The sequence below is a fragment of the Pedobacter suwonensis genome, assembly GCF_044762335.1.
In the GTDB taxonomy this organism is placed as follows: domain Bacteria; phylum Bacteroidota; class Bacteroidia; order Sphingobacteriales; family Sphingobacteriaceae; genus Pedobacter.
In genome coordinates this window covers 415,842-441,527 of sequence record NZ_JBIWEB010000004.1, presented here as the reverse complement: position 1 = coordinate 441,527, position 25,686 = coordinate 415,842, and the positions used below count along the sequence as shown (strand labels likewise).

Genomic DNA, 25,686 nt, shown 5'->3' with positions numbered 1-25,686 from the left:
GGGTCTCTTTGCTTTGGCGGACCTTATCAAATTAACTCGGCAAAGGGGGGCTTTTTAAAGTGGCGAAGAGGGGTCAATTTGAAGCGGTTTATCCATAATCAGGAAAAACTTGTTTCCCGTGAGCTTTTTCTGAAAGTTAATGGACTCCTCGACCAAAATGCTCACGGCTATTCGCTAAACGAGGAAAATACAGATATACCGCTGAAGAGATTTCTTACTTGCGGACATTGCGGAAGGCCATTAAGGGGATATCTGGTGCGCAAGAAAAAAATTAATTATTATAAATGCTCAACTAAATCATGTTGTAATAATAAAAATGCTGAAGTACTCAATAGCAGATTTATCAAAATACTTGAAGTATTTAGGATTGACCTGGCTAAAGATTTTTTAGTTGTATTGAAAAAGCAGGTAGTGGCGACCTTCAATCAGATGACAAATAGCAAAGAAGAAAGCTTCAAGGAGTTGCAGTTACAACACAAGGAAATCAATATTAAAATAAATCGGCTTGAGGAACGATACATTGAGGAAGAGGTCGGGGCTGACCTTTATAAGAAGTTTAGAGATAAATATTACCAAGAAAAAGCTGAAATTGAGAGGAATTTAATGAGCTTGTCTAATAAAAAGTCGAACCTTGAAAAATGTGTAGATTTAGCCCTTGAATATGCCGTTGATTTGCCTTTAAAGTGGGTTTCTGCTGATTATCATACTAAGCAACAAATACAAAGTTTACTGTTCCCCCATGGCATAAGTTACAGTAAGAAAACGGACGAAAGTCGAACCACGATGATAAATAGCGTGTTTTTGTATATGGCTTATTTTCAGCAAGTTATAACGAAAAAGAAAAGAGGCATACCAGAATTATCTCTTGATTATGCCTCTTTTGCAGATTGGGTAGCGGGGAGCAGGATCGAACTGCCGACCTCAGGGTTATGAATCCTGCGCTCTAACCATCTGAGCTACCCCGCCGGGCTTCATATTTACCGATAAATGTAAATATTGATGTGGTTATTTTTAAGAGTTGCAAATATAGGATAAATATACATTCAATTAAAAATAAATGTAAAAAATACTTTAAGAGCTTGGTAGTCAGTAAAATTGATTGCTTTTTTATGGTTTTAATGTTCACTTTGGCGCCGATAGGAAGCTAGTTTATACAATATAATAACGTAGTGTATATATTTTTTATAGCTGTCAGCTTAAAAATTTCTCGTGCTTAGGAATGGTGTATATAGATGTTATAAATGGTTTCAGTGATTGTGAGTCTTTGAAGTGACCAAGCTAAGTTCTGCTTAACCCATCCTGTGCTAGTTATTGACCTATTGTTTACCTTTTAGGTAAGCAATAGGTAATGCCAGGGTAAAGAATGGGTAAGCAAAGGGTAAGCCAGGGGTAAGCCTGGTACCAGCAAAGGGTAAACAATAGGTAATGAAAAGGTGTCCTATACTGGAATAAGTTTAAATTGTCCTATACTGGAATAAGTTTACAGTAAAAAGTCTTATTACTGATTTGTGTTTACTATCGAATTTGTTTTTACTGTATTGGGTTTACAATGTTATGTTTTCTTCCTGATACTTGTTTACATGGGTTTGATTTATTTTATTTTGATTTACTTTTTGCTGATTGTGTGTATTTTCTGGTGTTAGGTAGTTGCAACTTGCATGTAGCCTTAGGTTATTATATTTATAGATTGCATGGTCTATTGCTGCACTGGCCTGGCTATATGACTTAAAGGTTTGGTAGAGATCAAATTCTGTTTTAAGTATTCCATTAACCCGCTCAGCGATGGCATTATCATAAGGGCTACCAGTCTGGGTCATACTGATTCTGATTTCCTTTTTTTTGAGTTGTCCAACATAATCATCACAACAATACTGCGTTCCCCTGTCAGAATGGTGTATCAATTTGCTTTCTGGATATAGTCTGGACAGTACCGCCTTATCAAGTGCTTTTAGGCAACCCGAAGCTTTCAGGTTTGTGGATAGGTAATGGCCAACTATCTTTCTAGAGTATGCATCTGTAATTAGGGACAGATAGGTAAAACCGCTCATTGTAGTGATGTAGGTAATATCGCTCACCCATATTTCTTCCGCCCGTTCCGCATGCCTGCACTGCACCAGATCTGGATGTATCCGGTATCTGTGAAATGAATTGGTTGTTACCGCATACCGTTTTCTAGTCTTTATTAGCATACCATTTTCACGGACAAGTTCAAATACAGCATCTCTGCCCATAGCTGATCATTTCTGATCTCTTTTATTCTTTGAAGTACGATGTGTTCCTGAAAGGACTGAAGTTCTGATCTTTTAACATGGTTTTACCAGGCCTGTCTGGTATATCCAAATGCCCAGCAGAGATTATCAATACTGTAATACCGGCGTGTTCCGCGTAGTTCAGCCATCACTTGGTAGCAGCTTTTTGTTTAAGGTCAGTGTTATACTCATGGTTGGCCATCGCAATAACTTTTTCAAGTGCGGCAATCTTCAGCTCTGCAAGCGCTAATTTTTTCTCAAGTGCTCGTTGATCTGCAGAACTGTTGGCGCATATTTCCTGCTCAGGTGGGTGTTGATCCATAGTGGCGATCTGGTTTTCTTTGTACCAATTTACGAAACGATATACGGATTTTTCCGCAAGTCCATATTTTTTCTCAATTTGCGATTGGCTGAACGATCCATCCAGATATTCTAATGCAACCTGGATTCGGAAACTATCAGAATGGATAGATTCACGACCACCCTTACCTTTAAGTGCTTTTGCTCTTATCATAATGTTTTTTCTTTTGAAAAACTTTCTATGTAAACTTTTTTTAGGAATGGACAAAAAAAGCCAAATAACCCGTTTAAATAATTACCGTCTCATAACTTTTGTTCGATCCCTGAACAGCTTACTACAATCCCCGCATTTCTTAACCATGTAAGCAATAAAAGGCACATACAAGTGCAATCGAAAAATAGATCTTTGATATGAAAAGTTTTATGCACCAGCATATAATAGCGGGCTATTGGTGTTCTTTTTGCGTTGCAATTGGTCACATACCAATGAATGTCAATCACCAAGCAACCAATGACCAAGCAACCAGTGACCAACGAACTAATAGCCATTCAACCAATGGCAAATGAACCAATGCATCACCTGAAACCAATAAAAATTATATTGTTGCAGATATAGAATAAATTACCTTTCTTTAGCAAAAGAATATTAAAAAATTGTCCGGAAATTATCCTGGTAGTGTACTAAAATGGCAGAAAAGAAAAAATTTACACTAGAGTACGAAGTTAGATCGTCACCAAGAATATTGTATAGTTTTATAAGTGAGCCAAACGGCTTGTCGCAATGGTTTGCGGATGATGTGAATTTTCGCGATCAGGTATATACTTTCACCTGGGATGATGAACAGCAAAAAGCAAAGCTGGTTGCCGTGAAGGAAAATAAACTGGTTAAATTTAAGTGGCTGGACGATGAACCTCAATGTTATTTTGAGATGGAAATTGTGCAGGACGAATTAACCAATGATGTTGCCCTCTCGATTACCGATTTTACCACCGATGAGCTTTTAGCGGAGAAAAAATTAATCTGGGATAACCAGATCGATTATTTGATTAGCGTTTTGGGTGCTTAATATTATCTTCGTATTGTTTACCTTTGTAAGGTGAAAAAAATACATCTTCTATTAATAAAAGCATTTGTGAAGCCATTCATAGCAACATTTTTTGTTATGATGTTTATTCTGTTAATGTTTTTTCTGTTTAAATGGATTGATGATTTAATTGGAAAAGGTTTCGAATGGTACACCATTCTGGAGCTGATGTATTATGCCTCAGCCGCCAACGTATCCATGGCGCTTCCACTTTCCGTGTTGCTTTCTTCTATCATGACTTTTGGCACATTGGGGGAAAATTATGAGCTGGTGGCCATCAAATCCGCAGGTATTTCTCTGCAAAAAGCCATGCGCCCCCTGTTGGTGGTTATTTTGATGCTTACCGTAGCCTCTTTCTTTTTTGCCAACTATATGCTGCCCAAAGCCAACCTTAAATTTGGTTCGCTTTTGTATGATATTAGAAACAAAAAGCTTTCATTTTTAATTAAACCGGGCGTTTTTAACAATGAAATTCCGGGGTATGCCATCCGCGTGGATTCAAAAGAGGAGGACGGTACGCTGCACAATATCATGATTTACGACCACCGCGAAAATAATGGTATTCCGAAAGTAATTCTGGCCAGAGAGGGCAAAATGAATAAAACTGCCGATGGTAAGTTTTTGGTGCTTAACCTTAAAAACGGTGTACAATACGAAGAGCAGGCTGCGAAAAACGGCATGTACAACCCAAGGCAGATTTTTACCCGAAACCGTTTTAAAGAAACTTCGCCCCGTTTTGATATGTCGTCTTTTGACGGCAGTACCACCGATCCCAACGCTTTCGGAAACAGTACACCCATGCTAAACCTGAAAGGGATTGTGAAAAAGCGCGATTCGCTGACCAAGCAATTGGATACAATGAAAATGCGTACTGTGGCTGACCTTACCAGTAATTTTAAGCAGTTTAACGTAACTAAGGGTTATACCAGGGTTAAAGCCGTTCCAAAAGTGATTGATGACGTCATATTAAAGAGTATTCCGAACGGATCGCGGAAAATGGCCCTTGAAAACGCAAACAATACAGTTGCCAATATTATGCAGCGTGTACCCAACTGGGGGCCGCGCCAAACAGATTTAACCGGCGAAATCATTTTTACCACAGTAGAGTATCAGCGTAAATTTACGTTGGCTGCATCCTGCATCCTGCTGTTCTTTATTGGTGCACCATTGGGGGCCATCATTAGAAAAGGCGGTATGGGTTTGCCGGTGGTGGTGGCGATCTGTTTCTTCCTGGTCTACCACATTATCACAACTGTGGCCGAAAAATCAGCTCGGGAAGGCAATTTAAACCCGATATTCGGGATGTGGATTGCCGTAATTGTGCTGTCGCCGCTAGCTGCTTTTCTAACCTATAAGGCTACAGTAGATTCGGCCTTGTTCGATGTGGATTATTACAAACAGCTCTTTCTTAGGTTTTTCAAAAAGAAAGAAAAATAGGCCGTTTTTCCTTTACTTACAGATGATATTTTAATCAAAATATTGCTCAATAAGGTTGTACATTTGTACGGGTTATTGTTTGTAGTATAAAACCGTTTTTAAGGCGCTTTATACACCATTTCCCCATAATGCTTATAAAATGCAAACAAAATTAAACACAATAGAGGAAGCCATCGCAGATATAAAAGCTGGTAAAGTAATTATTGTTGTAGATGATGAGAACAGAGAGAACGAAGGTGATTTTTTAACGGCAGCTGAAAATGCAACACCTGAGATCATTAATTTTATGGCCACTTACGGCCGTGGTTTAATCTGCGCTCCATTAACAGAAGAGCGTTGTAAAGAGTTAAATCTTAGCCTGATGGTGGGTAAGAATACGGCTGCTTACGAAACTAATTTTACCGTTTCGGTTGATCTGGTTGGTCATGGTTGTACTACAGGGATTTCGGCAAGCGACCGCTCTAAAACAATGTTGGCTTTGGTTAATCCTAAAACCGATCCTGAAGAATTGGGCAGGCCAGGCCATATCTTTCCATTGATAGCCAAAGATGGGGGAGTAATCCGCCGCGCGGGCCATACAGAAGCCGCTGTAGATCTGGCACGTTTGGCCGGAATGAAACCTGCAGGTTTATTGGTAGAAATTCTAAAAGAAGATGGTGAAATGGCCAGACTTCCTGATTTATTTAAAATTGCCGAGCAGCATCAGCTCAAAATCATATCTATTGAGGATTTAATTGCCTATCGTTTAAAGATAGACAGTTTGATTAAACAGGAGGTGAGCATCGATTTGCCTACAGCATGGGGCGATTTTAGGATGACGGCTTATACCCAGCTGGATAATAACGCTACGCATCTGGCCATTTCTAAAGGCGAATGGGATGTAAACGAACCTATTTTGGCACGCGTACACAGCTCTTGTGTAACGGGTGATATTTTTGGATCCTGCCGTTGCGATTGCGGACCGCAGTTGCATAAAGCTTTAGAAATGATCGAAAAAGAAGGTAAAGGTATTGTAGTTTATATGAATCAGGAAGGAAGAGGTATCGGGCTGATTAATAAGTTACGTTCTTATAACTTACAGGATGCCGGGTTTGATACCGTTGAAGCCAATATTAAACTGGGTTTTAAAGGTGATGAACGTGATTACGGTGTAGGTGCGCAGATCCTGCGATCAGAAGGGGTAACTAAAATGCGTTTGATGACCAATAACCCGACCAAAAGAGCAGGTTTAATTGGTTACGGTTTAGAAGTAGTGGAAAATATCCCTATTGAAATTGCAAGTAATGTACACAACGAACGTTATTTAACCACCAAAAGAGATAAAATGGGCCATTCCATTATGAAAGGATAGGCTTAAGTTTGGATTTGGGTTTTTGGAGTTTGGAGATTCCTGCGTTTAGCCTCACTAGATAATTAAAATAGTTAAAAACCAACAATTGAAGACCGGTTTTCGATTGTTGGTTTTTTTTATGCGTATTTGTTTTCTTTGCGTTGAGTCTTTCTAAACCGGTTTTGTTTTAGGGTTTATTTCTCATAAGATTATTCCTCCTGAACTTGTTTCAGGATCAATGTTGGCGTGGTTCTGGTGTCTAATTAAGAACCAGCAAACAACAGGCATCAGGATTCCCACCTGTGGCGGGTTGACAAATAGTTATTTGGCGAAACGGTGTTTTAAAAGCACCTGATTTATAGATATTCTTCAGACTGAATTTATTTAGCATGTTGTAGCATCAAAGATCCTGAAATAAATTACCTTGGGTGAGCTCGCCGAAGGCTCGTATTACTGCGTAGCTTTCCGCTGCGCTACAGGTCAGGGTGACGATTCAGAACTGAAAAATATCTTATATGGCAATTTAAAGCTATATTATTAATTGAACTCAGGTGATAAAATAAACCAATGAACTAACGCAACTCACCTTACCTCCGCTGGTTTCCCTTACTTTGATTAATGATAATATCTTTATTAAGCGATTTATTTGTTTTAACCGGGCTTTGTTTTCTTTTCAGGTTTCGGCGGTAAGCACCAGAAATTTTCTGGATGAACTCCTTAAACGTATCGAATTGCTGCGTATACACCAAACCAAAAGAGGTTACGTTTGCCGTCGGGCTGATTCCACTATTTAAGAATATACTCTGTTGAGTGGGTGGTTTATTTGCCGCTTTGGCAGTCAGACTTCCATCTTTTTTGATCAGGAAAAGCGCCTCCACCTCTCTGCCAACATTATCTTTAGAAAAATCGATAACGGTAAAATCGTTCACGCTGTTCCGGTCTACGATACCGGCATTAATAATTAAGCGATCATTAAAGAACTTGAATGAGGCATTGGCTTCGCTTAACGAACGTACGTTTAAATCAACAAAGTTTAGGTTTAAGGAAGAAAGTACGTTGTTAAACTGGTTAAATACCAGTTCGGTGGCGGTACTCGTAGCCGTTGAACTCAACTGGTTTCCAATCGACTGTCCACCGTTTCCGGGTGCAAAACTTCTCCTGATAATTAAACTGAATGCCTGCAGGTTCAGGTTGTTCTGATCGCTGAAATAGGTTTGCAGTTCTTCTTTAATTGAAGGCTGTGCAGGGAAATTGATATCAAGTTTAATATCAGGCTTTAACAATAAGCCGGTTAGGCCCATTTCTACCTCGGTATTTACCCTTTGGTTGGCATTGCTGCTGGCATCGCGGTTTGCTGCTTTGTAAAGATCATTTAAACTTGCCCTCAAAGCATATACGGCTTTTAAGTTGATTTGCGCTGCAGTAGGGTTACCTGTCCAGCGGATGGTTCCTCCCTGCCTGATTTCGAATTTTTTGTTGATGATCTCCTGCGCGGTAAAGTCAAAACTTCCGGTCTCGATGATGTAATCGCCAGACATTTCAAAATCGCCAACACTATTAATGTTTAAGCTCAGCTCGGCATTACCCTTGCCACTTAAATTACCTAAGGTAGTATAGATGTTTGCTGTGGTATTGGGATCAATAGTTAATTTAAAGCTTAAGGTTAATCCTTCAAAATTGGTTTTTTTCTTGACTACAACAGCTGAGTCGCGACTTACAAAATTGATAAAGTCTTTATCCGATACAGTTTCTGAGCTGTTTAAAGGCAGGTTAAACACGGTTCCTTTTTCCGTTTTTGCCTTAATATCAATTTTCATGTTATCAGTAGGCCCTGTGAACGTAAATACACCTGTGCCATATGCACGGCCATAGTAAATGGAATTGTCTTTCGCCGTGGTATTTAAGGCCATAAAACTGTTTGCATTTATCTTAACGTTCAGTGTAGGATTGTCAATTTCATTTAAATCTACGCTTCCGCTTGCGGTGGCCTCATGGTCTTCTAAATCTTTAAGTACAAAATTCTCAAGTTTAATTACGCTGTTATTTACTTCAACCTTATCTGTAATTACATAAGTGGTTTTGAGGTAATTTACCATTAGTTGTCCCTTATCCAGGGATAAGGTTCCGTTAATTTCCGGTTTTTCAAGCTTACCTTTTACCGTCAAATCAGCTGAAATGTTTCCTTTCAGGTTCGATACCAGCTTTTTAACAAAAGGCTCCAGTACGGTGAGTTTACTGTCGTCCATTTTTACCGCAAGGTCTATTTCCTTTTCCTTCAGATCAAGATTTCCGGTAAGCTTAAAGTTCTCCGAATTGTCGGCCACAATACGGGTAAATACATTCAGTTTTTGGCTTTCGTTGTTGTAAGATGAGGTATCTGTTAAGGTGCCGATATAAATATCATTAAAGTTTAACGAATCAACTTTTAGATCGTCGGCTATCCTAAGTGTTTTTAATACCCCATACAGGTCGGTCTTACCATTAACGTTTCCAGCCAATTTTACACCAAAGCCTTTAGTAAACGGGTTGAGGGTTTTTAAGCTAAAATCTTTAAATCCAACACTGATCAAATCTTTAGGATCTTCTGAAATCAATCCATCAATGGTTACCTGCTGTTCGCCATTGGTTAAATCGAAATTGCTGATCTCAGTTTTACCGTTGTTGAGCACAATGCGTACTTTCTCCTGGATACGCCATTCTTCATTATTGATTTTTAAGATGGATGGCAATACGCTCAATCTCGCCGTGGTATCCTGGTTTTTGGTAAATTCTACCAATCCGTTTAAATCAAGCTGGTTATCTTCTTCGGTATTAGACATTTTGACGTTGAAGGCCAAACTATCATTCCGCAGGATATTGGAAATGTTTACGTCCTTGATAAACAGGCTGTCGTTAAGCTGTACGCGATCGGAAGTTACAATCAATTGAAGTTGTTGTGTGGTGGTGTTTTCGTCGAGGATGATATTGTTAACGACTATCCCATTGTATTTTAGTTTCTTTACAAAACCATTTAGCGTGGCGGTATTATTGCGCGAATCGAAAACTCCCGTCAAGGTAGCGCCTTCTTCCAATTCTAGGCCCGGCGCCAGGATCTGCGCAAGCGGTTCGAACTTTTTAACCTGAAGGTTGAATTGAAAAATCTGCTTGTTGTATTTTATGATGTCGGCCTTTAAGGAAGGGACATAAGTTTTGGCGATGGCCTTGTAATAGGAAGCGATCGAATTTAAGTCATATTCACCTTTAATACTGGCATCAAAAATGTCCGAACGAATATCGAGCACACGGTTAGCGCCGTTACCATTGGCCATTAACTGCACAGAATCTATGCTATAAACACCTTTAGGGTTTTGCAGCCTGATCTGCTGGATTAATAATTTGCCTGATATGTTGTTCAGGTTGGTACCTGAAAAATTGGTGGTAAATTTGGCATCCACCATCAGAGAATCCTTTAGCAATTTTAAAGCTTTTAACCGTGCTTTGGAAATGCTAGCATTAAAATTAAATACCGGTAGCTTGGGGTTCAGGTTAACACCCCCGTCAAATACCAGTTTAACGTTTCGGTCGTTAATGCTTAGCTTGCCATCAAAATATTTTTTATCGAAGGTACCATCAATCTTTACATTACGGTACCGATATCGGTTGAAGTCGATATAAGTTACATCGCCATTTATTTTTTCAGTCAAATCTTTTAGTTCCGTTCCGCGCCCTTTTACATATAATGAAGAACTGATGCGGCCAAGGCTCTGCTCATCTAACAGGTCGCCGATGTTAAAATCGTATGTTTTGACGTTTCCGGTATAGGATGGAACTTCATTTTTATCGATTTTCATGTTTACGTCCGAGACAACGCGGCCCAGTTTAGTTTTAAACTCCCCATAGGCAATAAAGTCGTTCTGAAAACCAGTAAAACTTCCGTTAAAGTTGATGTTGCCAAATTTCTTGACAATTACCGGAACAATTTTCTTTTTGCTATTGGTGATACCAGCCAGCACTTCGTCAAGATCGGTTTTGTTTGTTCCTGCCATTTCAATGTTCAGGTCCATAAAAGTTTCTTTCCATTTAGGCAGCCCTTTCAAAATAAAATCGCCCTTAATGTGGGTGGCCTTTCCGGTTCTTAAAGATAATTTTTTGGCTTTAAGGTTATTTACTAAGCCCGTAATCTGGCCATCAACATCCAGATCAAGTTTCATGGTATTCATTTCAGGCGCAAAAAACGCAACGTCTCTTGAGGTAATGTGGCTGTCTTTGAAGATGGCCTTCATCCGCACATTATCGATATAATGGTTAAAATCTCTGAAGCTTTTAAACCGCATTTGGTAATAGTTGGTTAAGCGGCTCTGGTTGGTTTCAAGCAGCAGGTCTTTCAGTTCGATGGCATTACTGTCTACCGTGGTTTGTGCCGTTAAATTTTTGAGGTAAAACCCGCTACGCTCCTTAAGTGTTAGGTTTTTGATATTGGTTTTCAACAAGTGTTTCTTGGTGTCCAAACCTTCAAAAATCCCGCTCAATTCTTTTACGTTTACATTATCAAAGTTTACACTTTTGCCCTGAGTGGTGTCTTTTGCATTATAGTTGATGTACCTGAAGGCAAACTTGTTTAAAATAAGACGGCCCAGGTTGACGTCGAAAGGCTTGCTTTTCTTTTTCTTTACCTTGGGTTTACCAGAATCGAAGTAGTTGATGATGAAATCGAGATTAGAAGACTTATCTTTGAAATCCTTTAGGAAAAACTGACCATTATTAATTTGGACGGTATTGATATCAATAATCTTTTTATCAATGGATAACTGATTGATATCGACCATGAATTGTGGCGTGCTTAATAAAGTGTCTTTTTGTAAATCTAAAACCAATAAATCCTTAAGTACAATAGATTTAAATGGTTTGATGTAAAGACTCTTGATTGATATTGTGGTTTTAAGCTCTTTAGACAGGTATGCGGCAGCCCGCTGTGCAAAATAGGTTTGAACAGGCTTAAATTGGAGTGAGAAAATAAGAAGTGCAAGCAGCAAAATTATTGATGCAATTACCCAAAGGAGTATTTTAAATAGTTTTTTAATAATTTTGCAGCTTAAATATTAAATAATTTGTCTGTTATACTTGCTATCGAATCCTCTTGCGATGATACATCCGTTGCTGTTTGTAACAACGGCAAAATTACTGCCAATGTTATTGCAAACCAAACAATTCATCAAAATTATGGTGGTGTTATCCCTGAATTAGCTTCAAGGGTACATCAGCAAAATATTGTGCCTGCTGTACAACAGGCTTTAATTAATGCTCAGGTTATAAAACAGGACATTAATGCCGTTGCTTTTACACGTGGCCCCGGACTCCTGGGGTCGTTATTAGTGGGTGTTTCTTTTGCAAAATCTTTTGCATTAGCTTTAAATATACCTTTAATTTCTGTTAATCATATGCATGCGCATATTCTGGCTCATTTTATTGATGATCCTAAGCCAAATTTTCCTTTTATCTGTTTAACTGTTTCTGGCGGACATACACAGATTGTGCTGGTAAAGGATTATTTTGATATGGAAATTATTGGCGAAACCCTGGACGATGCTGCAGGCGAGGCTTTTGATAAAACCGCAAAACTACTGGCTTTGCCTTATCCTGGCGGCCCACTGATTGATAAGCATGCACAACAGGGAAATCCTTTGGCGTTTAAGTTTGCCGAACCACAAATAGCTGATCTGAATTTTAGCTTTAGTGGTTTTAAAACCTCCATTTTGTATTTCATCAGAAAACAGGAGCAAGAGAACCCTGCTTTTATTGCCGAAAATTTAGATGATGTTTGTGCATCGGTTCAACATAGTATTGTGCAGATTTTGCTAAACAAATTGAAAAAAGCTGCAAAACAGTACGGAATAAATGAAATAGCTATCGCAGGAGGTGTTTCGGCAAACTCTGGTTTACGGAACGGTTTGCAACAAACTGCCGACGCACTGGGCTGGAAGATTTACATACCCGCTTTTCAATACTGTACGGATAATGCGGGCATGATTGCCATTGCTGGTTACCACAAATACCTGAAACAGGATTTTGTAGGGCAGGATGTTTCTCCAATGGCACGGATGGAGTTTTAAAGCTGGGCCATTGGTTCATCGGTCATCGGTTCATTAGTCTTTGGTTTATTGGTCATTGGTTTAGAACGAATAGTCTAACAACTCCATATTATATTGACTGATTCATTGGTTATCCCTTTTCAGGGAAGCAATCTTAAAACGATAGCTGGTTGCAGGCTGATGTAAGGGACGCCATGATGATTAATGCTGTGGATAGATCCTGAAATAAGTCCGAAGCTATCGGATCAGGATGACGTCTGCTTTGGGGTTATAGCTCTTAAAGTACATAGATTGAAAACTGGAGACCGGCAACTGTGAACTGAAAATTGCATACAAAAACTGATGTGGATTATAGCCACTTGAATGGATTAACACCTTAACTTCCGATTCGGCATCCGACTTCGGACCAATGAAAACTATTAAATTAAATACACATATGACTGGAGCATCATTAATATTTTGGATTATCTGTGCAGTACCTTTAATAGGCCTGCTATACTGGTTAATCAGAAAAGATAAAAACAAGCTGAAAGGAAGCTGGGGCGTAATTATCCTGGGTGCCTTGGTCATTGCTGCGCTTTTGGTTATTGTTTATGTAACCAAGGATTTCAGTGCTATTTTCAGTCAAAACAATTAGATGTTCTAATTCTTATTTAGACCTATTCTTATTAGTGTCTATTTTCTATCTTTAGCAAAAATTAAAGATAGATGAAAAAAATTATACTGATCATGACCATCCTGATCTGTCAACTGCTTTTGGCGTATGGCCAAAATGTGAAGATTGAAGGATATATCAAGGATAAAAGTAGCGGAATTCCGTACGCAACCATTTTGTTGCCGGGCCAGAAAACCCAGGCCGATAGCAAAGGTTATTATACAATGTATATTAAAAGTGGCGTGCCATTCAATGTTCAGTTGACTGCGGTTGGATATAAAACTTTTGTACAACAATTTTCTTCAGTTAAGGGCGATACGGTTATAAATTTTATACTGGATCCAGTACCCAATACTTTAGATGATGTATTGATTTCGACTTCGAGAAAGCCTGAAAACATCAAAAATGTCACCGCTTCAGTGACTATTGTAAATAAGCAGAAACTGGAAAAAGAGTTGGCTATTGTAACCGATTTAAGTACAATATTGGCTAATCAGGTGCCTGGTTTTGCGCCTACGGCGCAAACCGGAAATAATGTAGGGCAAAACTTAAGGGGCCGCCCCATGCTGGTAATGATCGATGGTGTATCCCAATCATCGCCGTTAAGAAACGCAGAGGTAGATTTGAGATCCATAGATCCATCGGTGCTCGAACGTATCGAAGTGGTAAAAGGAGCTACTGCCATTTATGGTAATGGTGCCGCCGGAGGTCTGGTAAATTACATCACCATGGTTCCGGATACAGCGGCCAGGTTTGCAGGTAAAACCCAGCTTAATTTAAATGGATCGTTGGTTAAGGTCAAAAACTCAGAAGGAGGTAGAATTAGCCAGATGTTTTATGGAAAATTAGGTAAATTCGACTACATGGTTAGCGGTATGTATGAGCAAACCGGTGAATATAAAGATGCAAAAGGTGATGTGGTAGGGCCAAACTACAGTCTTGGTGAAACAGACACTTACAATGCTTTTGCCAAATTCGGTTATGTGCCGGCAAAAAATCAGCGTATTCAGCTTTCCTATAATACCTACAGCAGTTTGCAAAACAGCAATTTTACTTTGGTAAACGGTAACCTGGCAACCGGTCAGAAAGCAACAGGGGTACTGGGAAAACCACTTGGGGTTCCGACCGGTGTTGATTATAATCATAATCTAAATCTATCGTATAAAATCGATAGTACCTTCTTGCATTCGAGTTTACATGCCGATGTTTACTACGAAACCCGAAAAGATGTGTTTTATGTCTCTTTAGGCCGTTTTGATGGGGGTGATGGTCAGTCGCTGGCCAAAAACGATAAAAGAGGCGCGCGTTTATTTCTCGAAACACCAATACTTAACCTCAACTCTTTGAAAATGAATCTGGCCTATGGTGCAGATTTCATGAAAGATAAAACGGCGCAACCACTCGTTGATGGTAGGGTATGGGTGCCTATAATGGATATGACCAACATCGCACCCTTCGCACAGGCAGATTTCAACATTTTTAGTAAACTGGTTTTTAAAACGGGTTTGCGTTATGAAAATGTAAATATAGCCGTTGATGATTACCGCACCTTAAGAACCACTGGTGCAAACAATTCAACCATCACCCCATCTTTTGGTGTAACCGGAGGAAATTTAAAATACAGCACCTATATCTTTAATGCAGGTTTAAGGTATAATCAATTTAATTTATTCAGCCCTTTTGTAAGTTTCTCTCAGGGTTTTTCTGTGATGGATATTGGGCTGGCTTTACGTGATGCCAAAGTAAACAGCATTGACAAGATCAATACCGATGCGGTGAAGGTTAATAATTATGAGGCTGGCTTTGAAAGTAAAGTCGCTGGATTAACATTTTCTGCGTCGGGTTATATCAGTACATCCAAACTGGGTATCGAAGTGGTTTATGATTCTGCTACCGGGCTTTTTAATACGGCAAGAAACCCTGAAAAGATTTATGGTTTTGAGTTGGCGGCCGATTATCACCTTTTTGATCAGTTAGGTCTATTTGCAAGTTACAGTTATACTGAAGGTAAGCGCGATATTGACAAGAATGGAAATTTTAATGATGCCGTTGACATGTACCTCAATGGTCGCCGCATTTCTGCGCCAAAAGTTACGGCTTCAGTTACCTATAGTCCGTTAAAAGTATTGGACTTGACCTTAAATTACACCGGTATCAATTCGCGTAACAGGTTTGAGAAAAACAGCAATGGCGTGTATAACGGTAATGAAGGTGCTGTTAAAGCATATCATTTATTCAGTTTCGCGGGTATTTATCAGGTAAAAAAGAACATCAGGCTTACTCTGGGTATTGATAACATTTTTAACCAGGATTATTTCCCGGCCAGGGCGCAATGGTTTATGCAACCAGGTTTTTATTCGAAAGGAAGAGGTACTTCGGTAAATTTTGGTATTTCAGTTAGTTATTAACCAGATATTGAAATAAAAAAGCGTCCTGATTTTAAAATGAGGACGCTTTTTCTATATTCAGACTAAATTGATCAGGCTTATTTTTCTGCCAGATGCTCGCCCGTTACTTCGGTTTTGATCTTATTTTCCAGTTCCTCTGCAAGTTCAGGATTGTCGCTCAATAATTGTTTTACTGCATCTCTGCCTTGTCCCAGCTTGGTATCTCCATAAGAGAACCATGAGCCTGCTTTTTTGATGATGCCAAAATCAACACCTAAGTCGATAATCTCGCCATTTTTGGAAATACCTTCTCCAAACATCACATCAAATTCTGCAATACGGAAAGGAGGAGCCACTTTATTTTTAACAATTTTTACTTTAACACGGTTACCGGAAACTTCGTCAGAGTCTTTGATTTGTGAAATACGACGGATATCTAAACGTACCGATGCATAAAATTTCAAAGCATTACCACCGGTTGTGGTTTCAGGGTTACCGAACATTACGCCGATTTTATCACGTAACTGGTTGATAAAGATACAGCAACATCCGGTTTTGGAAATCGTTCCGGTTAATTTACGTAAAGCCTGACTCATCAAACGGGCATGTAAACCCATTTTACTGTCGCCCATTTCACCTTCAATTTCACTTTTAGGAACCAAAGCTGCAACAGAGTCAATTACGATTACATCTATAGCGCCGGAACGGATTAAATTATCGGCAATTTCCAATGCCTGCTCACCGTTATCGGGTTGAGAAATTAAAAGGTTATCGGTATCTACGCCTAGTTTCTTGGCATAAAACTGATCGAAAGCATGCTCCGCATCGATAAAAGCAGCGATACCGCCTTTTTTCTGGGCTTCGGCAATGATGTGTGTAGCTAAAGTTGTTTTACCAGAAGATTCTGGTCCATAAATCTCGATGATACGTCCTTTTGGAATACCGCCAATGCCTAAAGCAATATCTAAACTGATTGATCCGGTAGAAATAAAGTCTATTGGTTCAACAGCAGTATCGCCAAGTTTCATGATGGTACCTTTACCATATGATTTCTCTAGTTTATCTAAAGTAAGCTGAAGGGCTTTTAATTTATCTGGATTTGCAGTGCTCATTTCTTTTTTCATTGATTTCGTAAATATAATTGATTATCGGCTAATATGCTAAATGTTTGATATTTATAATGCTAAAATATTTAGCTAATGTAAGGCTTTTTTGGCTAATGTCAATAGTAAATTTAAAATATTTTTAAGCTTTTAATTTATCTCTTTCGTTTTGCGCAGTTAAGCGTTCAAAATACCTGCACATGTAGGTAATTTCACACACCTCACATTTCGGGTTTCGGGCTACACAAACGTAGCGTCCGTGAAGAATAAGCCAGTGATGGGCGATATGGATATCGTGTTCTGGGAGGTTTTTGACCAGGTCCTTTTCAACTGCCAGTGGGGTTTTTCCATTGGTTAAGCCCAGGCGGTTGGCCACGCGGAAAACATGGGTATCAACTGCCATTGCGGGTGCATTGTAAATTACAGATGCAATTACATTGGCTGTTTTGCGTCCTACGCCTGGCATTTTCTGCAGCTCGTTAACTTCCGAGGGGACCACATCATCAAATTCATTCAGCAGCATGTTGGCCATTCCTACCAGGTGTTTTGCCTTGTTGTTGGGGTAGCTGATGCTTCTGATATAATCAAAAACTATATCGGGTGTAGCCTCAGCTAAAGCCTTGGCATTGGGAAAGCGCTGAAAAAGAGCTGGCGTTACCATATTCACCCTCTTATCGGTACATTGTGCCGAAAGGATTACTGCTACCAAAAGCTGGTATGGGTTATTATAGTTTAACTCGGTTTCTGCATCAGGCTGCCTGGCCGAAAAATGTTCTACAAAAAGTTTGTAGCGTTCTTTTTTAAGCATGTGCAAATATAGGTTAAAGATGGAAAATGCAATGTGCTAAATGTGAGATGGGTGATGTAAGATGGATTAAGTAACATGGATGATGGATAGCATAAATTTTATAGAAAATTCAGCCTGAGAGGGTTGAAGTGGCATGTAAAGAAATTACCAGGCTTTAGATGGGAGCGCAATTTGGTGATAAGATTAAGGTTTTTTCCTGTTTTCCGCTTTTACGCTTCGCTGCCTCGTACCTCGTTGCTGCAGGGTAACGCTGCAACCAGGGCTAGGTGGGCAATACAGTATTTCATTTTTAGGGTTTGCAGGCCGCATAATCCCTTGTTTCTAAACACGATCAGTTAGATATTGGATGAGCATGGGATATTACTAAATAGTTTCGCCGTTTCTGTAGTAACCTTTGTTAAATAAACCCGGTAGGAGCGGGCATCCCGATTTAAGCACCTGTTTATGTTATACTTTGGTGTGCTTGCTTGTTTCACAGGTTTCTGTCGGGATAAAGCGGATAACGGGACTGCTGCCACCGACGAATTACAGAACGTCCGTTTCCAAAAAAACTGAAAAGATACCACCGCTACCTGCCAGTACAATCGAATCCTTTTATAATTGTTTAAACCATTTAATTCCTCAATAGCCAATGCCTGGCATACCCTTAACCCTATAATTATGTAAATATTTCCGCTAAAAGTGTAAAGTTACTAAAGGCCATACCGCTAGTTTTGTTTAAAATTTAAGCGCAAAATGAAAACTTTAATTAAATTCTTGATCCTCCATGTCGTTTTACTGGTTGTAGCTGGCGGCCTGTCAGCACAAGAAAAGACAGTAGGGCTTAATCCTCTGCAGGCCTACTACGAGGTTAAAGAGGCTTTAATCAGCAGTAATACAAGTTTGGCTGGTGCAAAGGCTACCCAATTCATTAATGTAATGAAAGCAAACGAAAGAACAAATGCTTCGAAATTATTGCGCGACAAAATATTATTTGATGCCGGGCAAATCGCCGGGAGTAAAGATATTGAACATCAAAGAAATGATTTCTCTTCCTTATCAGCCGATTTTTATGCCCTGGTAAAAGCAGTAAAACTAAACGATAAACCTGTTTATTATGATTATTGTCCGATGAAAAAAAGCTATTGGCTAAGCGAAGACGAGTTGATCAAAAACCCATATTATGGTAATATAATGTTGAGTTGTGGCAAGATAGCCGAAGTACTTAAATAAAAATACACGATAACATGAAGTTTATTTTAGTTTGCTGCCTGGCCATTTTTCGTTATAGCGCTGCTTTTGCCCAACATCAGTATAGTACGACAGAAGCGGCCGGCCCCGGAAAAACTCTTCAGAAAGCAAGCGCTGTTACAGCTTTAAGCAACAGCAGGCCACCCGGAGTGGTACGATATGATCTGTACGTTGCAGATACAATAGTAAATTTTGGCGGGAAAGTGAAAAGCGCCATTGCGGTCAACGGGCAGATACCCATGCCAACGCTAACCTTTACCGAAGGCGATACTGCAGAAATATATGTGCACAATAAACTAAAGGAATCAACCTCATTACATTGGCACGGACTATTTTTGCCTAACCGCTATGATGGCGTTCCTTATCTTACACAAATGCCCATCAAACCAAATGAAACCCACGTTTACCGTTTTCCGATCATACAGAACGGTACCCATTGGTACCATAGTCACTCGGGTTTGCAGGAGCAGATTGGCATGTATGGCGCGATGATTTTAAATAAAAGAAAAGAGCCGGTTATACCCACGGTACCTGTAGTTTTAAGTGAGTGGACCAATATGAAGCCTCATGAAGTGGACAGGCGGTTACACAATGCGAACGACTGGTTCGCGATCAAAAAAGGTACAACGCAAAGTTATGCTGAAGCCATAAAAGGTGGACACTTTAAAACCAAACTCACCAACGAACTGAAACGGATGACTGCTATGGATGTGAGTGATGTGTATTATGAAGCGTTTTTAGTAAATGGAAAAAATCAGTACCAGGTGCCAAACAAACTGAAGGCAGGAGATAAGGTCAGGTTGCGCATTGTTAACAGTGGGGCCTCAAGCTATTTTTGGCTTGCCTATGCCGGTGGTAAAATAACAGTAGTGGCCAGTGATGGTAACGATGTGACGCCTGTTGAGGTAGATCGGCTGATGATTGCCGTATCTGAAACTTATGATGTAATTGTAATCATTCCTGAAAATAAAAGCTATGAGTTTTTGGTAACGCCTGAAGACCGCACCGGATCGGCATCCATGTGGCTGGGCAGCGGACAGCAGGTAGCTGCTCCGAAACTACCCAGACTGAAATATTTCGAAGGCATGAAAATGATGAACGAAATGATGGACATGAATGGTAATATGGTGCAGATGGATGGCATGAAAATGCAGAATCAGGTAATGGATATGAATGCCGTTATGTATCCTGAGCTGGATCGCAATGGTGGAGATACCGATGTAGCTGATGCACATAAAGGCCATGATATGGGTGATGACGGTGGCATGAAAGCACCTCTCAAAACATTAAATTACGGTATGCTGCGTGCACCCGAAAAAACAGTTCTCCCGAAAGCACCCACCCGGCAGATGGAGTTTCAGCTAACGGGCAATATGAACCGTTATGTTTGGACCCTGGATAACAAAACGATTTCTGAAGAAGATAAAATCCTGATCAAAAAGGGCGAAAACCTTAGGATTATTTTATATAACAACAGCATGATGCGGCACCCTATGCACCTTCACGGACATGATTTCAGGGTAATCAATGGCCAGGGTGATCACGCACCTTTAAAAAATGTAATCGATATTATGCCCATGGAACGCGATACCATCGAGTTTAGTGCCTCAGAAAGTGGCGACTGGTTTTTTCACTGCCATATTTTGTACCACATGATGAGTGGAATGGGTAAGATTTTCAGCTATGAAAACTCACCGTTAAACCCTGAAATCCCGAACCCTAAACTGGCACAGCGAAAACTTTTTGCTGATGACAGGATGTTTCATTTTATGGCTGAAAATGATTTTGCCAGTAATGGAAACGACGGCATGGCGATGTTGGCCAATACGCGCTGGAGCATTGGAGCCGAATGGCGATTGGGTTATAATAAAATGCACGGTTTTGAAACCGAAACCCATATTGGCCGGTACATCGATCGGATGCAATGGTTAATGCCTTTTGTCGGTTTCGATTGGCGTTACCGGAAAATGGATGTAACTAAACAGGAAAGTAATATTTTTGGCCGGAAAAATACAAAAGACAATAGAAGCATGTTTAGTTTGGGACTTGCCTATACCTTGCCTATGTTGGTTATTGCACAGGCAGAAGTATATCATGATGGTAATGTCCGCCTGCAGTTAATGCGTGAAGACATACCCGTTTCCAGGCGTTTAAGGGCGAGTTTTATGGTAAATAGTGACAAAGAATTTATGGGCGGACTTAAATTCGTTACCACTAAATACATGGGGATTTCTGCCCATTATGACAGCGATATGGGCTTTGGTGCAGGCTTAACCCTTAATTATTAAGGTGTTATGTGCCAGGTTAATGCCTGGTTATTTCTTCCAGTAATTTATCGCATTCGGCAAACGCATGATATAAATACTTATTGCGGTGTTTTTCGCCCTGGCCACTAAAGGAAACCGATTTCATAATCAGGCCCTGCATCCATTGTTTGGTTTGCCTGCAATAAGCATGGTCTTCTGTCTTTAAATAATTAAAAGTATTAAACCTGTTGTAGCAGGTCATGCGGTCTTTAAAATCAACCAGGTAAGCTATGCTTCCCAGTACATCGCAGCTGTACCAGTTGAAGGTATGGTTGGGGTCAATTGTCTTTTTGCTGCTAATGGCATACATATTCATGTCAGTAAGGCAATACCTTACCTGTTCCACAATCTTTACAGCCAGTTCGGTGTCGGTAAGATGGCCTGCTTCGAATGCATACCTGATTTGCTCAAGTGTACCCGTTACGGTATCTTTCGACCATATTTCGGTACTCGGTATTTCAAGGTAAGCGGTGTGCAACTCCTGGGAAATTTCGATAATCTCATCGGATAGCAGGGGAGCGCTAAAAGATCTCCCGTAGTTATTGGCACTATTAGCCCAAAAGAAGAGTTTAAAACTGGTAAGTTCGGGGTATTTGAAAAAATGAAATAAGGGGATGTCATCTGTAGTGATGGTAATGTGTTTCTCCTTACTTTTTTTAATGGCTTTAATGTTCTCCAGCAGATTGCGCAGGTAGTTTACCATATCCAGATCTTCGTTTACACTTAAATAGCTAAAGGTAACAGAAAGAGAATTCTTCGGACTGTACAGAAATGGAACATCGAAACAATCAGAGAGTTTGATGATCTGTTGAAAGGTAAGGTTGCTGTCGCCTCTTATTTTTTTATAAGCCTCATTGGTGCTGATTCCTAGTTCTTCTGCTATACTTAATGCAAGGTTTTGATAATCGGGCAATGAAGATTTTATGGCCTGGAAAAATAATGCTTGCTGATTATTCATGAAGATTAATTTTTAGGTGGAATATTCTGCTTTTTAGTAACTAAATGGGTTGTTTAATTAATGTAATTTATAAAAGATAATTGATAATTACTGTTCGAAATAAAATATTTTCTTTAAAGATTCTTTTTTCTAATATATATAATTTTTTAGATTACTTGAAGGTTATTTGGTGTCTTAGATTTGATCATAAACTAAATTACATCAAATGGATATGCAACTCACAAATTCCGCAACCCCAAATGGTCATGCCTTTGGAATTGATCAGAAAATTACAACTACTATTTTAGCGCTCGCCTGCTGTTGTTCCTTATCGGGTTGCGCCTCGTTCTCTGATGGTCCTATCAGGCTTTATAAAGTCAGGTTGACCGAAAAGAACTTGTCAATGCTTTCAGGTACCTATGAATTATATCCAGACTCGTTTTATCAGAAGAGTAGTACTGCCGGTCTGCAGGCTTATTCATCCAGGAATCGCCAGTTTCATCAATATGTGAGTAAAAACCAGATCAGTTTTGATACACTTGCCAATTGTCATGTGCTCGTTCAGGTTTCAGGTGATCAGGCTAACTTTCTTTTTAAGGAAAATGGCTTAAATAAAGATTCTGTAAGGTTATCATTTAGGCTACAGTCTCGGGGCATGTTATTGTTAGGAAATAAGTCTGTTACCTTAGAAGGTATCCCTTATATTTTAGGAGGCTCCGAAAGCCAGAAAACCCGAATAGGTTTAGCTAAAGACGGCGGCCTTATTCTAAATCATGCTATTGACAATACCGGAGCTATTTTATTCTTTTTTATGCTCGGCTATTCCTACAACATTTCTTATCATTTCAAAAGAGTAAACTCAAAATAGTATGAAAAGGCTTTCGTTGGTTTTAGGTTTAGCTCTGCTTGGCAATGTGGCTAAATCACAAGAAGATTATGGTGATTTTTTTCGGAATTTAAGTTTTGGTTTGGAGTTCGGTGCCGCAACATTACAAAAACCACTTTTATCGGGTTTTATTGGGTATCATAAACAGGGTTCTTATCTCAAGTTTAAAATGTCGTCGGTGTTGCAGGATACTTATGAAGTAAATGTTGATGGTGAGAAGACAACCGTTCCGGGTTTTTCAGAATTGGCCCTTGTTTTAGGTAAAGGGTTCAGGTCAAATTCCAATCACCGTTTCGAGTTTGGTGCTGGTATGGCTGTAATTGCTGACCTTAAAAAGTACGATCAATCTAATAGTGATACGGTGAGGGATAAAATTATACAGAAAAATTCAGCTGGAATTGTTGCTGAAGCCAGATATATCTATCGTTTTGTCGATGGTGTTGGGGTTTCTGTGTCGGTAAACGGTAATGCGAACAGGCAAAAAACTTTTGCTACAATGGGTTTAGGTGTGGTATTTAGTTCTAAAATGCTTTAATCATATGAAAAAGTATATCTTGTGTTTGCTTTGCGTTTGCAGTACGGGATTAGTTGTTGCGCAGCGGGATACCTTGCACCAAAAACGTAAAACCTATTTCGGTCTGGGTTTTAGTTTAGGTGGCGGTGGAAACGGGCGGTTGTACAGTGATATAGATATTTTCCTGCAAAAAAGAAATAACTTTATTTCGGTTAAAACATCGGGCGTTAGGCGGGTCAGGATATTTTACTTTGGCGGATTGCCCGAGCCTCGTGTTTCTGACATTAGTGTTTTGGCAGGGAAAAGTTATACGTTAAACCGTTACCATTATCTAAGGTTAGGAACAGGCCTGGCGATGGCTAACCAGATCAGCCGCGGCGCATTTTTGTACGATGATTGTGACCGGCCGGGCGGATGCCTGTTTAGTAATTATGTATATGAAACGATCATAAAGAGAGCGATTGCTTTGCCAATGGAAATCAAGTATGGTCTTTATATGGATGGAACCGCTTCACTTACTGTTGGTTTTTCGGCAAATCTGAATAAGGTGGAGTCTTTTTATGGAATATCAATGGGTTTGGCATTAGGTAGGCTGAGAGATCAGGTAAGGAGAAAGCATGAGTCCACGCAATTTTAAGGTGAAGTGGTTGGATGCTGTGGGTTTTGAATGATTGAGTTTTGAATGTGAGAATGACTTGTATTTTCCAACTCAGTCATTCTCTCATTCAATCATCGCTTTAATGAAAAGAAGTAGCCGGCACTTTAGCCTTTTCCGTTGCGCCCTGATTGCTTTTAATGAGCCAGAAGGCAAACAAAGCGCCCACCAAAGCCATAGCTGCACCCACATAAGCCGGTGAGGTATAATCAAAGCCATAAACCAGTGGCAGTCCGCCAAAGAAAGCGCCTAAGGCATTACCAATGTTAAAACTCGCCTGGCTGGCAGAGGCCGCCAACATTTCAGAGCCTTTGGCACTTTGGATCATCAACATCTGTATAGGGGCAGCCAATGAAAAAGCGACAGCACCCGTAATAAAAGTCATGATTAACGCCAAAGGTTGGCTCGCGGATACAAAATGGACAATGGTTAAGGTAACCACCATCGTGAGCAATAAAGCTGCAGATGCTTTGGCTGGAGAAAATTTATCGGCCAAACGGCCGCCAACGTAATTGCCGAACATCATGCCTAAGCCCGCCAGCATTAATATATAGGTTACTGCATTTGATGAAAAGCCTGCAACATCTGTCATTAAAGGCGCAATATAACTGTACCAGGTAAATAATCCACCTGTTCCGATAGAAATCATAAAAATGATGATCCAGGCTTCTCTTTTTTTGAAGAAGCTTAATTCAGCTTTTAAATCGCGGTTTTTCGTGGCTTCCAAAGCAGGTAGCCATAATTTTAAACTTAATAATGTTATCAAACCTACAAATACTACCACTGCAAAAGAGATGCGCCAGGAGAAATTATGGCCGATGAAAGTGCCTAATGGTACGCCTACAATATTGGCAATGGTTAGGCCCATAAACATCAGCGATACGGCCTGTGCAGCTTTCCCTTTTTCTGCTATTCTGCTGGCCACTACTGATCCTACACCGAAAAATGCCCCATGAGGCAAGCCCGAAAGCAACCTGGAGATAAAAAGAATGTTGAAAGTAGGTGCGAATGCGGAAAAGGCATTGAAGACAGTAAACATGATCATCAAGGCCATCAATATTTTTTTGGGTGGATATTTACCCGCAATCATAATTAACAAGGGGGCGCCGATTACCACGCCTAATGCATAAGCGGAAATTAAATGCCCGGCCTGCGGAATGGTTACTTTGAGGTCTTTAGCGATATCAGGTAATAGACCCATCATTACAAATTCAGTAATACCGATGCCCAAACCGCCTAAAGTGAGTGGAAGTAAATTCTTGTTCATTATGCCCTTAGTGTTAAAATTACACTATGCAAAGGTAGGGCTTTTTATGGTGGGGATTGTAAAAATTGAGCCATTTATGTGGGCAATGGAAGATGTTGGATGGAAGACGGATGGTGTTGGATGGGGGAGAATGTTTACGGTTAACCTATTTAGAATTAACCATTATTACAGTTTTCAATTAGCAGTTTGCATTAACGCAGGATGTCAAACCTTGAAATAAGTTATCATTGACAGAGTATCCGAAAAAAAAATCGTTATTGCGAGGAGAGAAACGGCGAAGTAATCTTTGCTAATGATCCTTGTTGTAAGATTGCTTCCCTGAAAATCGGGGCAGGCTGTCGGCTAAAAAGCTTTTTCGCAATAACGATCCTTCCTGGAAGATTTATTTCCATTAAGTCTATTATCAATTATATTGATTTTATACAATAAATTATTTCTCCCATTGACAGGATACCTAAAAAAGTCGTCA

20 protein-coding genes and 1 tRNA gene are annotated in these 25,686 nt (G+C 39.8%); 13 read left to right on the top strand and 8 right to left on the bottom strand.

Features of this window, described 5'->3' with window-relative positions:
* Positions 1 to 78: 78 nt before the first annotated feature.
* Entirely contained in the window at positions 79 to 933 is an 855-nt protein-coding gene (locus ACIQXP_RS09570; RefSeq protein WP_387505332.1) for a recombinase zinc ribbon domain-containing protein, read from the top strand.
* Here ACIQXP_RS09570 and ACIQXP_RS09565 read toward each other — a convergent pair.
* The 3 genes from ACIQXP_RS09565 to ACIQXP_RS09555 form a co-directional block, all read right to left on the bottom strand.
* Positions 893 to 966, bottom strand: a tRNA-Met gene (locus tag ACIQXP_RS09565). The two genes, ACIQXP_RS09570 and ACIQXP_RS09565, sit on opposite strands and share 41 nt — an antisense overlap.
* A 578-nt stretch (positions 967 to 1,544) precedes the next feature.
* A complete protein-coding gene (locus ACIQXP_RS09560) occupies positions 1,545 to 2,231 on the bottom strand; it encodes an IS3 family transposase (RefSeq protein WP_293743675.1) in 687 nt (228 codons plus the stop codon).
* Between the two features lie 166 nt (positions 2,232 to 2,397).
* On the bottom strand, positions 2,398 to 2,763 hold the full coding sequence (locus tag ACIQXP_RS09555) for a helix-turn-helix domain-containing protein (protein ID WP_293743674.1): 366 nt from the start codon (positions 2,761 to 2,763) through the stop codon (positions 2,398 to 2,400).
* 472 nt (positions 2,764 to 3,235) lie between these two features.
* Between ACIQXP_RS09555 and ACIQXP_RS09550 the strand changes: the two genes are divergently transcribed.
* The 3 genes from ACIQXP_RS09550 to ACIQXP_RS09540 all read left to right on the top strand — a co-directional run bounded on the left by ACIQXP_RS09550 (position 3,236) and on the right by ACIQXP_RS09540 (position 6,422).
* Entirely contained in the window at positions 3,236 to 3,616 is a 381-nt protein-coding gene (locus ACIQXP_RS09550; protein ID WP_090985687.1) for an START-like domain-containing protein, read from the top strand.
* Between the two features lie 30 nt (positions 3,617 to 3,646).
* On the top strand, positions 3,647 to 5,071 hold the full coding sequence (locus ACIQXP_RS09545) for an LptF/LptG family permease (RefSeq protein ID WP_090985685.1): 1,425 nt from the start codon (positions 3,647 to 3,649) through the stop codon (positions 5,069 to 5,071).
* A 139-nt stretch (positions 5,072 to 5,210) separates the two neighbouring features.
* Entirely contained in the window at positions 5,211 to 6,422 is a 1,212-nt protein-coding gene (locus ACIQXP_RS09540) for a bifunctional 3,4-dihydroxy-2-butanone-4-phosphate synthase/GTP cyclohydrolase II (protein WP_090985683.1), read from the top strand.
* 566 nt (positions 6,423 to 6,988) lie between these two features.
* Here the strand turns inward: ACIQXP_RS09540 and ACIQXP_RS09535 are convergent.
* Positions 6,989 to 11,413 carry a translocation/assembly module TamB domain-containing protein gene (locus ACIQXP_RS09535; protein WP_387505331.1) on the bottom strand — a complete coding sequence of 1,475 codons (4,425 nt, stop codon included), beginning with the start codon at positions 11,411 to 11,413 and terminating at the stop codon, positions 6,989 to 6,991.
* A 75-nt stretch (positions 11,414 to 11,488) separates the two neighbouring features.
* Between ACIQXP_RS09535 and tsaD the strand changes: the two genes are divergently transcribed.
* The 3 genes from tsaD to ACIQXP_RS09520 all read left to right on the top strand — a co-directional run bounded on the left by tsaD (position 11,489) and on the right by ACIQXP_RS09520 (position 15,532).
* On the top strand, positions 11,489 to 12,490 hold the full coding sequence (gene tsaD, locus ACIQXP_RS09530; protein WP_387505330.1) for a tRNA (adenosine(37)-N6)-threonylcarbamoyltransferase complex transferase subunit TsaD: 1,002 nt from the start codon (positions 11,489 to 11,491) through the stop codon (positions 12,488 to 12,490).
* A 415-nt stretch (positions 12,491 to 12,905) separates the two neighbouring features.
* Positions 12,906 to 13,106 carry a hypothetical protein gene (locus ACIQXP_RS09525; RefSeq protein WP_145859857.1) on the top strand — a complete coding sequence of 67 codons (201 nt, stop codon included), beginning with the start codon at positions 12,906 to 12,908 and terminating at the stop codon, positions 13,104 to 13,106.
* A gap of 71 nt (positions 13,107 to 13,177) precedes the next feature.
* The gene (locus ACIQXP_RS09520; RefSeq protein WP_387505329.1) at positions 13,178 to 15,532 is read left to right on the top strand and encodes a TonB-dependent receptor; all 2,355 of its coding nucleotides are present in this window, start codon (positions 13,178 to 13,180) and stop codon (positions 15,530 to 15,532) included.
* 77 nt (positions 15,533 to 15,609) lie between these two features.
* On the opposite strand, the gene recA is transcribed toward ACIQXP_RS09520, so the two are convergent.
* Together recA and nth are read right to left on the bottom strand one after the other, a co-directional pair.
* Positions 15,610 to 16,623: a recombinase RecA gene (gene recA, locus ACIQXP_RS09515; protein WP_145861824.1), complete on the bottom strand. Its 1,014-nt coding sequence runs from the start codon at positions 16,621 to 16,623 to the stop codon at positions 15,610 to 15,612.
* A 133-nt stretch (positions 16,624 to 16,756) separates the two neighbouring features.
* The gene (gene nth / locus ACIQXP_RS09510) at positions 16,757 to 17,422 is read right to left on the bottom strand and encodes an endonuclease III (protein WP_387505328.1); all 666 of its coding nucleotides are present in this window, start codon (positions 17,420 to 17,422) and stop codon (positions 16,757 to 16,759) included.
* A 735-nt stretch (positions 17,423 to 18,157) separates the two neighbouring features.
* On the opposite strand from nth, the gene ACIQXP_RS09505 reads away from it, so the two are divergent.
* Together ACIQXP_RS09505 and ACIQXP_RS09500 are read left to right on the top strand one after the other, a co-directional pair.
* A complete protein-coding gene (locus ACIQXP_RS09505) occupies positions 18,158 to 18,634 on the top strand; it encodes a DUF3347 domain-containing protein (RefSeq protein ID WP_387505327.1) in 477 nt (158 codons plus the stop codon).
* Positions 18,635 to 18,648: 14 nt separating this feature from the next.
* The gene (locus ACIQXP_RS09500) at positions 18,649 to 20,940 is read left to right on the top strand and encodes a multicopper oxidase domain-containing protein (RefSeq protein WP_387505326.1); all 2,292 of its coding nucleotides are present in this window, start codon (positions 18,649 to 18,651) and stop codon (positions 20,938 to 20,940) included.
* A 16-nt stretch (positions 20,941 to 20,956) separates the two neighbouring features.
* Here ACIQXP_RS09500 and ACIQXP_RS09495 read toward each other — a convergent pair whose 3' ends face one another.
* Positions 20,957 to 21,916, bottom strand: coding sequence for a hypothetical protein (locus ACIQXP_RS09495; protein ID WP_387505325.1), 960 nt, complete (start codon positions 21,914 to 21,916; stop codon positions 20,957 to 20,959).
* A 205-nt stretch (positions 21,917 to 22,121) separates the two neighbouring features.
* Here ACIQXP_RS09495 and ACIQXP_RS09490 point away from each other — a divergent pair, with 205 nt between their 5' ends.
* Genes ACIQXP_RS09490 through ACIQXP_RS09480 form a run of 3 tightly spaced genes read left to right on the top strand, consistent with a single transcriptional unit; the run spans position 22,122 to position 23,932 of the window.
* Complete coding sequence (locus tag ACIQXP_RS09490) at positions 22,122 to 22,763, top strand: hypothetical protein (protein WP_293743666.1); 642 nt, start codon at positions 22,122 to 22,124, stop codon at positions 22,761 to 22,763.
* A gap of 1 nt (position 22,764) precedes the next feature.
* Positions 22,765 to 23,316, top strand: coding sequence for a hypothetical protein (locus ACIQXP_RS09485; RefSeq protein ID WP_387505324.1), 552 nt, complete (start codon positions 22,765 to 22,767; stop codon positions 23,314 to 23,316).
* 4 nt (positions 23,317 to 23,320) lie between these two features.
* Positions 23,321 to 23,932 carry a hypothetical protein gene (locus ACIQXP_RS09480; protein ID WP_387505323.1) on the top strand — a complete coding sequence of 204 codons (612 nt, stop codon included), beginning with the start codon at positions 23,321 to 23,323 and terminating at the stop codon, positions 23,930 to 23,932.
* 100 nt (positions 23,933 to 24,032) lie between these two features.
* On the opposite strand, the gene ACIQXP_RS09475 is transcribed toward ACIQXP_RS09480, so the two are convergent.
* Positions 24,033 to 25,217, bottom strand: coding sequence for an MFS transporter (locus ACIQXP_RS09475; RefSeq protein ID WP_293743663.1), 1,185 nt, complete (start codon positions 25,215 to 25,217; stop codon positions 24,033 to 24,035).
* A gap of 1 nt (position 25,218) precedes the next feature.
* Here ACIQXP_RS09475 and ACIQXP_RS09470 point away from each other — a divergent pair, with 1 nt between their 5' ends.
* A complete protein-coding gene (locus tag ACIQXP_RS09470; RefSeq protein WP_387505322.1) occupies positions 25,219 to 25,437 on the top strand; it encodes a hypothetical protein in 219 nt (72 codons plus the stop codon).
* Positions 25,438 to 25,686: the final 249 nt, after the last annotated feature.